Below are 13,391 nucleotides of genomic sequence, written 5' to 3'. Positions count from 1 at the left end.
TAATCTTATTAACTTTGATCTATGAAATTACGCTTTTTAATATTGTTTAGCTTATTAATTGTTGCATCGGCACATGCCCAGAAGTCTCAAAATATTTATTTCCTTAAAAACAATGGGGACCAGGTTGAAACAAAGGCTAAAGCTGATTTCATAAGAATTATTGAAGAGCCGGATTCTGGTGATACTCGCTTCAAACTTTTTGAATTTTATAATAATGACAAAAGAAAAACACTAGGTTATTTGACTTCTTTTGATCCAAAATTAGTTTATGATGGTATTGTTATTGGTTACGATTCATTAGGTAAAAGGTCTGAAACAACTTCTTATCAAAATGGGATTCCATTTGGTACTTCTACGTATTATCATCCAAATGGGAAAATAAAAAGACAGATAGAATATGTTCCAACTAACCCATCTATAAACCAAATGATAGGAACCAATTCTTCTCTGACAAACTTTATCTTAAACACGAACTCTAAATTAATATTTGATGCTGATTCTTCTGGAAAAGTAAATATTGAAAATGGGAAAGGACATTTTAAGGAAGTAATTAAATACAAAGAATTCGAAAAGGTTGAAGAAGGAGATTATCTAGATGGAATGAAAATAGGTTTATGGACTGGTTATGATACTAAAGCAAATTATACTTTCAAAGAAAATTATGAAGCGAATAAATTAGTTTCAGGTGAGAGTATCAAGAATGGTGTAACTTATAAATATACAGCCTCCATGCAACCACCTGAGTATAAAGGTGGAATAAATGCATGGAATCGTTTTATTGCATCAACGACAAAATATCCTGCCGAAGCACTTAAAAATCGGATTAGGGGAACTGTCAAAACGAGTTTTGTTGTAGATAGTACAGGAAAGGTTGTAGATATTAAGGTTGAAAAATCTATAGATCCACTATTAGATGAGGAAGCTAAAAGAGTTTTAAGATACGCTTTCAAATGGGAACCTGGAAGAGAAAGAGGCATTCCGGTTAGGGTAAAATATAATCAAAGTTTTAATTTTGATTTTTAGGCCGACATTTAACTTTTCATAAGCAATCGGGAAAGACGAAAAGATAAATAGAATTAATTATCAGTAATCAAATGCTCCTATTAACTAATAATCAAACTCCAAAATTTCCTTATCCTTTAACATCTGCTCTACAAACTTCTGGTGGTTTTGAGGTGTGCCGGTGGCAGTCCAATTGCCAGTAATGATATTATTAGCCAATTGATGTTTGCCACGTTGTGGCTTTAGTTTATTTTCTTTAAAAACCTCTTCGTAGCTTTCTAAATCTCCTTGAGCATGCTGTTTTTTCACAATGCGATAGACCCTCTTCGTGAAACGACGGTCACCTACTTCTTCTACAAAAGGAAAAATAATTAAGGCTAAAAGAACTACACCAGTAACACCAATGGCCTGCTCGTAATATCCGGAACCAACAGCCATGCCAATAGCGGCAACAATCCAAATGATACAGGCCGTTGTTAAACCTTTAACCCTGTTTTCTTCTTTAAAAATTACGCCTGCACCTAGAAAACCAATACCCGTTACAATATTAGATGCAATGCGATCCTGACTGGCAGGCCCAATTTTAATAGATAAAATAGTAAATAATGTAGCACCCAAACCAATCATCATCATGGTTTTTAAACCTGCGGATTTGCTTCTATATTCACGTTCCGCACCAATTAAACCGCAAAGCAATGTGGCCAGCAGAAATTTATTAATCTCACTTTGCGTAATAAAATGGCTGTTATCTAAAATTTCATTCATTGCCCTAAATTATGAAAGCAAATTAATAAAAATCATAACATCTTAAGCCATTGGCACGGCCACCACTAGAACTATTTGGAAAATATTTTTCATATCCCACACCTATTTCAGATGTTCCGCCGGTATTGGAATAATTGATTTTAGAAGTAGTTGCATCGTGACTGATTCCTAACCTAAACTTTTCGCCATTGGTTCTTCTGTTAAAAATATCGAAAATGACTGAAAAAACAATGGCGTCATTTCCATTTGAATTTCCATCATTCCTGTACCAGATACCAGCATTTACGCCCGCATATTTGTATTGTGTACCAATGCTGAAAGAGTTCACATTTCCTTGTCTATAAACCACCACCGATGGGATCAGGTAGCTTCCATCCCTATCATACTGATCAGGAATGAGGCTGAGTTTATAACTTAAATTAGCAGAAATGCGCATGGGTAATTTTGCCTGAAAACCTGAGAGTGATTCGTCAGGTCGATTTAAATGATGTGCAGCTACACCAACCATAAACTTACCATACACTAAATTGGTACCTGCATTGGCATCCAGATAATAGCGGCTATCAATAGCCGGTCTTTCTGCACCAGAAACACTTCCGGGGATATAACCTGAATTAATATCAATCTGATCACCAAAAACCAGTTTATCCCAGTTTAATTTTTGATTGGTTACACCGGCCTGTAGCCCAAATGAAAGAGTAAAATCGTCACCACCAATAATATACGAATAACTAGCTGCAACATTATTTTTAACCAGATAAGCTGTTCCTTCGCTACTTCTGTTAAAAATAAGCCCAATACCACTATTAATCTGGTGCAAATTTAAATCTGCCGACGCACTCATGTAAGAAAAATCGCTGGCCAAACCTGTCCATTGGTTTCTATAAAGCGCATTAAACCTCACATCACCTTCAAACTGACCGGTAAGTGCCGGATTTAAGTAGATTGGTGCATTGTAAAACTGCGAGTAAATGTGATCCTGCCCCATTGAAATTTGTGGCAGCGCCCAAACCATCACCCATAATATCATCCTCCTCATCATTATCTTATTAAATATATTACACCCGTTTTTCTTGGAGGTGATGAATCATATGTCATTCCTTTCCATTCACTACCATTTATAAATTTAACCGCTATCTTCCAGTAATAAACACCCTGAGGCTGTTCTTTTCCATTATATGTTCCGTCCCATCCTTCCAACGGTGCGCCATCATCCAGTTTCGAGCTTTCCCATAAAAGCTGTCCCCATTTATTAAACACAGACATTGTCCATTCTTGAATGCCCCGGCCCTTTGCTTTAAAAACCCTGATTTCATTTTTAGCACTTGCCGGCATAAACGAATTAGGCACATTCAAATATCCCGGTACACCAATAATCCTAACCGTTTGAAAGGTAGTAGAACTACAGCCCTCTTTATTAAGCACTTTTAAGGTAACGGTATAGGTACCCTCATTTCCGTAAGTATGATTTGGGTTTTGGAGGGTTGAAACAGCGCCATCTCCAAATGTCCATTCCCAGCTCGCAGACCCAGTACTGATATCTTTAAAGCTAAAGGAATAATTAGGGATGGAGATTTCATTACCTGGTGTAACCGCAAAACTGGCTATCGGAGGTGGTACCACACTAATTGGCGAATTAAGTGTGATGGTATTGGTACAGCCCAACGTATTGGTGGCGGTTAAGCTTACAATAAAATTTTTGCCTGCACCAGTAAAAGTGTGGGTAGGCTCAAAAGCGGTTGATGTTGTTCCATCGCCAAAATCCCAAAGGTAGCCGATGGCATTTTTACTATTATTTTTAAAGTTTACGATTAGCCCATCGCACCCGCTGGTTTTATCAGCTGTAAAACTCAACTCAGGCTGGGCTAAAACCTCTATTTCTTCAACCGTTAAAGCACTTGAACAATCATTTGAGGCATAAAGTGTAACTGTATATTTTCCCGCTTTGGTAAAGGTATGGGAAACGACTTCAGGCGCAACATTTCTCACCACCGTACTTCCATCACCAAAGTCATAAACAAAGGTCTTGGCACCTTTGGTATTATTGAAGAAATCTACTTTTAAAGGCGCACAGCCTCGCAGCTGATTACTATTAACCACCAGTTCTGCTGTAATATCATTTGGCGCTACATTAATGTTATAGGAAGATTCATTCATACCACATTCATTGGTAGCAGTCATTTTCACCACATAGTTGGTTACCACCAGGGTATTGTAGGTATGTGATACATTACTCCTATCTGTTTTTGTAAGCGTTGTTCCATCACCAAAATCATAGGTATAGGTACTGTTGTTTCCTAATGAAGTATTACTGAAAGTGACCGTAAACGGTGAACACCCAGCTGTTTTATCGGGAGAAAAGACTGATATTGGAGCTGCTTTAACTAAAACTGTAGAGGTTTGTCTGCTCACGCCACAAGGTGTGGTTGCTTCCAATGTTACCGTATAAGTGATATCCCTACCATTTAAATTTGCAGGATAAACTACATCTGCTGGTTGAGCCAGATTAGAAGTGGTTCCGTTACCGAAATCCCATTTAAAAGTTGCTGCAGTTAATGAATTTGAAGTATTGGTAAACCGCACGTTAAGAGGTCCACAACCTTCTAAAGTACTTTGCGTATAAGCTGCTGTAACATCTTGCTGGGTTGAAAAGGTGTGAGAAAACTCATCACTATTACAACCTAAACTACTGGTGACAATTAATTTAATAATTACAGATTGATTTTCACCGGGAATGGTGTAACCCGGAAAATTTATACCCGTACCAATCTGCACATTATTGGCAAACCAGGTATAGGTAGCATTCCGATCCGGATAAGCAACCGCCGTGATGTTGGCTGTTCTTAAGTTAAAAGGAACACAGCCTTTATCGATGCTATAAGTATATTCTGCCTTAGCTGGTAGATTTACCGTGATTTTAATTTGATTACTGATGGTTGCAGCACATGAACCGCTGGCCACTGATCGCCTGTAATAAATGGTTGCAGTAGGTATAGGAGGCACGTAATTGATGTCAGTTGCGCCTGGTACATCTGTCCAGGTGGTTCCATTTAAACTGGTTTGCCATTGGTAAGCATAAATCCCATTTCCGCCACCCGGCGCAGAACCTGTTAACGGAGCTGCTGCAGAACCTATACAAATGGTTTGATCTGCTGTAATGGTATTATTGGTTAACGCAGGTAAAACAATAACCTCAACGCTGTTGCTTTCTGATGTACAAACATTACTATTAACCAATCTTCTGTAAAAGGCAGATGCCGTAACATTTAATGTTAAATCTTTATTTGTAGCGTTGGGAATATTAGACCATACATTCCCGTCAGTACTGCTTTGCCACTGATAATTATAGGTACCATTTCCACCTGTAGGCACACTACCTGTAATCGTTGTACTCTGGCCAAAGCAAACTGGTATGGCTGATGTGGACACATTATTGGTTACAGGTAGAAAATAAGTAACGGTCATCTCTGATGCGGATGGCGGACAACCTTGAAATCCACTAATTGTCCATCTGAAGCGATAAGTTTGTCCCGGCACTAATCCTGTTACAGTGGTATTAAACAAAGTTGGGTCTGCAATAATCACATCACTTTGCCCGGAAACTAAAGTCCATAAACCAGTGTTGGGAGCAGGATTATTTCCACTTAGGTTAACCGTATTGCCACTGCATAAATTTTGGTTTGGCCCGGCATTTGAAACTACCGTGGCTGGATTAATGGTAATGGTAGTTACAGTTGATTGGGCTTCTGAACAAGGAAAACTCTGCACAATAGCCCTGAATTTGGTGGTTACTGTAAGATTTGAAAAAACATATGGGTTTGACCTAGAACTCAAACCAGCCCAAGTTAAGCCATCATCTATAGACATTTCCCATCTTAAAATATCGCCAACCTGACCTGTTAAAGTAATGGCGCCATTATTCGTTCCGGCACACAATGTTAAGTCATTACCGGTTGTGCCACCAATACTTGGAAGATTTACAGTGATCACAACGTCATCGCTGCTATTGCTGCAATTCTGATCACTGATGGTCCAGCGTAAGGCATAACTGTTTCCGCCAACTAAATCAGATATCACTGCGTTGTTTTTGGTATCGTCATCAAAGGTAATGGGAGTTGGTGCAGAAACTACTGTCCATTTCCCTGATCCAACTACCGGAATGTTTCCTTTTAAAGTATAGGTTGAAGCATTACAAATAGATTCATCAGGTCCGGCACTGGCTAAAGTCGCATTTGGTAAAACAGTAATGGTAATGGATGTTGATGCTCCTGTACAACCACCCGCAGAAACCGGAACAATGGTATAGGTTACAGTTCCAGAAGTTGTTCCGGTATTAATTAAAACATCATTAATTTGATTGGCTGCAGTGGCAACTGTGCGATTGCTGTTTCCTGTAATGGTACCTGTTGCCGTGCTGGTATAAGTATAATTAACATTGGTTAATGCTGAAGTTAAGGTAATAGCAGACGAGGTACTACTACAAATGATTTGATTTGCAGCTGTAGCAACCACATCAGGGTTTGGTGTAACGGTAACCACAAAATTAAAAGGAGCGCCATCACAACCATCCTTTTGGGGTGTAATGGTATAAGTTACTGTTCCATTAGAAACTGGATCATTATTCACCAGTACATCATTGATCATACCTGTTCCGGATGCCGTAACTCCGGTTACGTTAGCAGACCCGGTAGCAGTCCAGTTAAAGGTTGTACCACTAACTAATCCTGTTGGGGTGTAATCAACATTATTTCCTGTACAGATAGATTTCCTTGCTGCACTTGTTACGCTAATATCAGGTTTTATGGTTAATATGATTTCATCATCTATCTGGTTACAAGGTGGTGCCAGTGTAGTCGTTGCTCTTAAGATTAAGTTTACGGTGCCATTGGCTTTCTCTCCTGCCGTTGGGGTATAAACTGCATTTAAGTCATTTCGGCTTGGTGTAAATGTGCCTAAACCACCTATCCATGTCTGGGTACTTACGGTACCCGTAATGGTTCCAGCCAAATTAAAACTGGTGCCCATAAAACATAAACTTTGATCTGCACCTGCATTAATTACCGGTGCAGTACTAAAGGTTAGTTTTTGTGTTTTTGATACTGTTCCGCAGTTATTCTTGTGGGTAACAGTAATATTGTACTCATCATAACTATCAAATTTTATGGAAGGGTATTTGGAATTTGCTGTTGTTCCATTGGTAAAGCTATATGTTCCAGATCCGGTAGGTATAACTGTCCAGCTATAAGTATCTGCGAGATCCTGATAAGTTCCTGAAATTAGTGTACGGGTTGGCCCTGTGGTAGTATTATTAAAATCATACGTTGTTAGATTACAAAGGGTAATATCTGGAGAAAGTGAGGCTGTTGGTAACTCGTTAACAATAACAGTTTGCGGTGCTGAAGCAACCAAACCACATGAAGGAGTAGAAATGTTTAAAATGATGGTGTAAATACCAGGGTTGGTAAAAACAAAAGTAGGCTCCTTACTTGATGCACTGGTTCCATTTGAATATGTTACAGCTGGAGAAACACTCCATGAATAAGTATTGGCTGCTTCACAGATATTATCCAGTACAGATAAATCGGTAGGGGTTAATGTAGCGCCTGCGCAAATGGTGGTTTGTGGTAACGAAAACTCAGGTTTTGGCGGGTCCTGAATACAAATCTGCATCTCTACAGGATCGGCGTTACAGGCACCTGAACTATTCGATTCCAGGCGAATGGTATGCACGCCATGTGTTAAAAATTTGGTGACGAGATTGTATGAACGTGGCTTGTTAGCTTGTTCAATTACCCCATCAACAAACCAGTTGTAAGTAACATTATTTGGTGCACAGGCTGGTGTATTGGTATCCGGGTTTTCGCCTAAAATGGATGTGTTGTAAAATGTAACATCTGTATTGGTACAGGATGGTGTTTGAAAGGTAAACGCATTCATAGGTTTAACCACTACTTTTGCCGATGAAGAAACCGGTGTTCCAACGGTACCACAAAAATCATTTGATACATTTATAGTAACAGGAAATGCATTGTAAATGGTACCTGCGCTGGTTACCGAATTGCTACCGCATGATGATCTGGTGTAGGGGTGTGTTACTTTTCCTAAATTATTAATGATATCACAGAGGGTATAGACCGTTTGGCTTCCATCTCCCCAGCTAATGGTATAACGGTTACCTGGAAAGTTATTCTGGATACCTGCAGGAGAGGTATAATCGACATTGAACTCCAATGCCCCAAGTGGCAAGCATACAATGTTATTCCCTGATGTGCCAAATGCTGTAATGGTTCTGTTATTCACCAGCAAATAAGCTTTGGTTCCTACAGTTCCATCAGGCATTGTAGCTGTAGCCACAATGGTATAGTGCGTTTGATCGGCCGTGAAGCTTTGGTTAGGCGTTGAAAAAGTAAGGGTTGAAGTACTTCCGCCTGATTCATTTTTAATGGATGCGGTAACTGCTGCCGCTGCAGTAGATTCATTGCTAATAATAAATGAGTTATTAGGCCTGCTTGTACAGGTGCCAAAGGTTTCATTATTGGAAGGATTAAGATAAGATGCAACCAACCTGGCTTGTACCGATGGCCCGGCTTTAATTTCAAAGGCAGCAGATGCAGCGCTAACCGAAACGGGTTGTGTGGTTTTTACCCTAACTTTATACCCCGCCCCGGGAACAATTCCTGTAGTTGGGATAATCCCGTTTACATAGGTACTATAAAAGCCTGTATAAGTCCCGATTAACCTTTCAGCACTGAAATCACCATTTTGATCAGATAAATAAAGTTGAAAGGTATTCCCCTGTTCAGTACAGCCGTTGGCAATACCGAATGGAACCGCTATTGTACTTCCGGGTGTAAACGGACCTGTATTAATGGTACCCATATTAATCTGTGAGAAACAGACCGACGTTATCAAAAACAAACCCAAGAATAGGGCAGAAATCGGCCATTTCCGTTTCAAACAGGTCTTCATAATCTCAACATGTAGGGGGCGTGATTAATTATGTTTATTCAAAAAAAGCAGGCAATTTGTATTACTTGATAAACCTATTCAATATTAAATAGATAATTTTCAAAAATACGACTGTAAAATACGCTATTTATACTTATAAATTACAATTTTTTACATGATACGAACAAAATGAATAACCACAAATCACACTTAAACCGCATTTAAATAGTTAATAAGACATAAAAAAACCCGGAAGCTATAAAGCTTCCGGGCATAATTTTACACGAAATGATTTTGCTATAAGTGATATTACATCATACCACCCATACCACCACCACCCATAGGCGGCATTGGAGCACCACCTTCTTCAGGCTCGTCTGCTAAAACAACTTCTGTAGTTAATAACATTGCCGCAATAGATGCTGCATTTTCTAAGGCTACACGGCTTACTTTAGTTGGATCGATTACACCTGCACCAATTAAATTTTCGTAAACGTTAGTACGTGCATTATAACCATAATCAGCTGTACCTTCTTTAACTTTCTGAACGACGATAGAACCCTCAATACCTGCATTTTCGCAAATTTGACGTAAAGGCTCTTCAATCGCACGACGGATGATCTGAATACCTGTGTTTTCATCTTCATTAACCCCTTTTAAATCAGCTAATGAAGCTACCGCACGGATAAAAGCTACACCACCACCAGCAACAATACCTTCTTCTACTGCTGCACGAGTAGCATGTAAAGCATCATCAACACGGTCTTTTTTCTCTTTCATTTCAACTTCGCTTGCTGCACCTACATAAAGAACTGCAACACCGCCAGCCAATTTAGCTAAACGCTCTTGTAATTTTTCTTTATCGTAATCAGATGTAGTGGTTTCAATCTGCGATTTAATTTGACTTACGCGAGATTTGATATCTTCTGAATTACCAGCACCGTTGATCACAGTTGTATTGTCTTTATCAACCACAACTTTCTCAGCAGAACCTAAATAAGTTAAATCAGCATTTTCTAATTTATAACCTCTTTCTTCTGATACTACAATACCGCCAGTCAAAATTGCTATATCTTCTAACATTGCTTTTCTTCTGTCGCCGAAACCTGGTGCTTTTACAGCAACTACTTTCAATGAACCACGAATTTTATTCACTACTAATGTAGCTAAAGCTTCGCCATCTAAATCTTCAGAAATGATTACTAATGGTTTACCTGTTTGAACAGTTTTTTCTAAAACAGGCAACAATTCTTTCATATTGCTGATTTTTTTGTCGTAGATTAAAATGTATGGGCTATCTAATTCAGCTTCCATTTTATCTGCGTTGGTAACAAAGTAAGGAGATAAGTAACCTCTGTCAAACTGCATACCTTCTACTGTTTTTACTTCAGTTTCAGTACCTTTAGCTTCTTCAACAGTAATTACACCATCTTTACCCACTTTACTCATGGCTTCAGCAATTAAAGCGCCGATCACCTCGTCGTTGTTTGCAGAAATAGATGCAACTTGTTTAATTTTATTATTGTCTTCACCAACAGTTTGAGATTGCTCTTTTAAGTTAGCTACAACAGCTGCAACAGCTTTATCAATACCGCGTTTTAAATCCATTGGATTTGCACCTGCAGCAACGTTTTTAATACCAGTTGTAATAATTGCCTGAGCCAATACAGTTGCAGTAGTTGTACCATCACCAGCAATATCAGCTGTTTTAGATGCCACTTCTTTAACCATTTGTGCGCCCATGTTTTCAACCGCATCTTTCAATTCGATCTCTTTTGCAACGGTAACACCATCTTTGGTAATTGCAGGAGAACCGAATTTTTTATCAATGATTACATTACGTCCCTTAGGGCCTAAAGTTACTTTTACTGCATTCGCTAAGATATCAACACCACGTTTCAGGGCGTCACGTGCTTCCACGTTATATTTTACTTGTTTTGACATTTCTTTAAAATTTTGAATGATTGTATGAAGGAATGATTTAAATGTTTATCCTTCCTGTTTTATAATTACTTCTTTGATTTATGCTGAACTCATTCAATCGAGATTCAACTATTCAATCATTACTTATCCAACAACTGCGTAAATATCTGTTTCACGCATAATAAGGTAGTCTTTACCTTCATATGGAAATTCAGTACCACCATATTTACCATAAATTACAACATCGCCAACTTTTACGCTCGCTTTTTTACCGTCAGCATCTTCTTCAGAAACAGAAACAACAGTACCTTTAGATGGTTTCTCTTTAGCAGTATCAGGGATATACAAACCCGATGCAGTTTTTTCTTCCGCCGCAGCTGGTTCAACAATTACTCTGTTCGAACTGCCAGCAATTGGTTTTAGGTTTAACGCCATAACTTTTATTATTTTTATTTTGATTTGAGTTTTTTATCTGCAGATGCAAGTACACTTTTTATGCCAAGAGGTTTTGGGGGACAAATTTACACCTGTACTGTCAAAATATAAACGAACGGAGAATATAAGGTGTCAGCTTGGCAGAAAGGCTAAGATGTTTCCTTTTGATTGAGGATAAGTATAACGCATTGATTATTTTTCATCAAAATGGCTAAATGGTTTTACCTGATCTCAAATAAGAATATCTTTAAGTGAATCATGATAAAACTATTTCAGTGTGGCAGTAGGATTCATGCCCTTGTTCACTAACAATTTAACATTGCCCTCTAAATCTGAAACATAAATTTTGCTTTGTGTATAGGGATTTTCAGCTCCGCTATAGAATATCCTATCATCAGCAGTAACGAAAACAGCTGATGTGTTCATGCCCTCTGGAGAAATTCTTTTAATCTTTCGGCTATTTAAATCTAAAGTAAAAACGGCGTTGGCCATATCATTTAATTCAGTTATGGCTTTCCCATATTTGGAATTAAAAACGAGTATTTTTCCATTTTGGGCATAAAAGAACCGATCGCTTGCAGAAATATGGTATGCTGCACCTAACAGATCCGCAATGGAATTTGTCTCCATCAGTTTTCCATTAAGATTAAAAGTGTAGATATTCTTCAGGTCATGTGCCATCAGCTCAGTTTCAGTTTTCCAAACAGGTGAAGAAACAGCAATTGCTGATTTGCTATCAAGCACTAAAAAACCTGTATTATCAGCTTTGATGATACCCACTTTCCATATTTTCTGATCATTCAAGAAATTAAAGGCAATGGTTCCGCCATTTGGTGACCACACCGCATCATCATAATTTTTGCTGTTAACCTGTAAATGCAACTGGCTTTTACTTTCCATATCCGCCACCCAGATACTATTATTCCCAACACTATCTTTCACCGTGTAGGCAAGTTTATTACCATCAGGAGAAATTGCCGGATGATTTGCACCACCGAATGAAATTTGCTTCATGGTATCAATACTCGTGGCTACAATTTTGTCGCCATCCTGATAGGCCAATGCAAAACGCTTATTACTTAAAGAAACAGTATCTAAAACCGCAGTGGATTTCGATTGATCATTATTGCCAGAATTACAAGCCGAAAATAATATTAGGCTAGGAACAACTACCATAGCCAGATGCAAATTGAATTTAATCATTTACAATTTTACAAATTGTTTTAAGCAAAAAAGATCCATGCCCTTTCGAAACATTAATCTTCTAACCTTTATGATTTTAATAAGACAACTCTATGGCTGATGGCTCACCAGCCATTAAGAAATACAAAACCCAAACCGCTTGGTGAGCCACCAGACCAGGGGGCTCATTTTAACCTTTTTTCTTATCTGCGTAACCAAATACTTTTTGAAGTAATGTTGTACTACGTGAATTAATATTTCCTCTGATTTTAAGTTCTTCTTTTGCTACCTCTATAAACAAACCATCTATTGCTTTTTGTGTAACATAACCAGTTAAATCTGTACTCACCGGTTTAACCAATGGCAAGCGATTATATTGTGTAGTCAAATCTGAATAGTATTTACTGGCATTTACTTTACTCAAACTGTTACTTACGATAGGACTAAATTTCTGAAGCAATTGCGCAGTAGTTACACGTTTAAAATAAGAAGTTGCAGCGTCATTATTTCCTAGCAAAATATTGCTGGCATCAGCTAAGGTCATTTGCTTAATTGCAGAAATAAAAATAGGCTTCGCTTCTTTGGCGGCATCTTCAGCAGCACGGTTTAAGCTCACAATCACATTATCACAAAGACTGTTTAAACCAAGGCTACGCAACGTTTTTTCTACTTTCTGAGCTTCAGGAGGCATTAAAATTTTAACAGCTAAATTACCAAGAAATCCATCCTTTGCCGATAACCGATCTGCGCCAGCTGAAACACCAAGTTGTAAGGCTTCCTTAATTCCCTGGCCAATCTCCAGACTACTGGGCGTTCCGGTTGTAGAAGTAGTGCTTTGTTTTTCGGTAACCTTTTTAAAGATGTCGCTCAACTTAATTTGAGCACCTGCTTTCAGGTTAGTCAATAAAATAAATGCAAGGGATGCAGATAAAATAATTTTTTTCATTTTGTGTGTTTAATCCTTCATGAGCAAAAGCACTGCCATAAACTAAATTTTGAATTTGTTTTTCAAAGATAACACTTTGACGGCCTGATAAATGTTAAATTTTAATCGCAAGAAGGTTTTTAAAAAGCTTAGGCAATTCCTTAAATCAAGAGTTTATTCCATATCACTCAAAAATATTTTTTATACTTGA

The 13,391-nt window shown here is 38.2% G+C and carries 8 protein-coding genes; 1 reads left to right on the top strand and 7 read right to left on the bottom strand.

Annotated features, from left to right (window positions below):
* Nucleotides 1-21 precede the first annotated feature (21 nt).
* Nucleotides 22-1,023 carry an energy transducer TonB gene (locus AN34_RS02065; RefSeq protein WP_029281780.1) on the top strand — a complete coding sequence of 334 codons (1,002 nt, stop codon included), beginning with the start codon at nucleotides 22-24 and terminating at the stop codon, nucleotides 1,021-1,023.
* A gap of 84 nt (nucleotides 1,024-1,107) precedes the next feature.
* Here the strand turns inward: AN34_RS02065 and AN34_RS02060 are convergent, their stop codons facing one another.
* The 7 genes from AN34_RS02060 to AN34_RS02030 form a co-directional block, all read right to left on the bottom strand.
* The gene (locus AN34_RS02060; RefSeq protein ID WP_051666159.1) at nucleotides 1,108-1,767 is read right to left on the bottom strand and encodes an MgtC/SapB family protein; all 660 of its coding nucleotides are present in this window, start codon (nucleotides 1,765-1,767) and stop codon (nucleotides 1,108-1,110) included.
* Nucleotides 1,768-1,789: 22 nt separating this feature from the next.
* Nucleotides 1,790-2,809, bottom strand: coding sequence for a PorP/SprF family type IX secretion system membrane protein (locus tag AN34_RS02055; RefSeq protein WP_231625469.1), 1,020 nt, complete (start codon nucleotides 2,807-2,809; stop codon nucleotides 1,790-1,792).
* The gene (locus tag AN34_RS02050; RefSeq protein ID WP_051666156.1) at nucleotides 2,809-8,646 is read right to left on the bottom strand and encodes a PKD domain-containing protein; all 5,838 of its coding nucleotides are present in this window, start codon (nucleotides 8,644-8,646) and stop codon (nucleotides 2,809-2,811) included. Before AN34_RS02050 ends, AN34_RS02055 begins: the two co-directional genes overlap by 1 nt.
* A gap of 378 nt (nucleotides 8,647-9,024) precedes the next feature.
* Nucleotides 9,025-10,659, bottom strand: coding sequence for a chaperonin GroEL (groL, locus tag AN34_RS02045; RefSeq protein WP_029281772.1), 1,635 nt, complete (start codon nucleotides 10,657-10,659; stop codon nucleotides 9,025-9,027).
* Between the two features lie 123 nt (nucleotides 10,660-10,782).
* Nucleotides 10,783-11,073: a co-chaperone GroES gene (gene groES, locus AN34_RS02040; protein ID WP_029281770.1), complete on the bottom strand. Its 291-nt coding sequence runs from the start codon at nucleotides 11,071-11,073 to the stop codon at nucleotides 10,783-10,785.
* Nucleotides 11,074-11,340: 267 nt separating this feature from the next.
* The gene (locus AN34_RS02035) at nucleotides 11,341-12,276 is read right to left on the bottom strand and encodes a PD40 domain-containing protein (RefSeq protein ID WP_029281769.1); all 936 of its coding nucleotides are present in this window, start codon (nucleotides 12,274-12,276) and stop codon (nucleotides 11,341-11,343) included.
* Between the two features lie 169 nt (nucleotides 12,277-12,445).
* Entirely contained in the window at nucleotides 12,446-13,201 is a 756-nt protein-coding gene (locus AN34_RS02030; RefSeq protein WP_029281767.1) for a DUF4197 domain-containing protein, read from the bottom strand.
* Nucleotides 13,202-13,391 lie beyond the last annotated feature (190 nt).

This window comes from Pedobacter sp. R20-19, assembly GCF_000708265.2.
In the GTDB taxonomy this organism is placed as follows: domain Bacteria; phylum Bacteroidota; class Bacteroidia; order Sphingobacteriales; family Sphingobacteriaceae; genus Pedobacter.
Note: the sequence above shows the minus strand (reverse complement) of the source record. Positions and strands in the feature narration are given on the sequence as shown.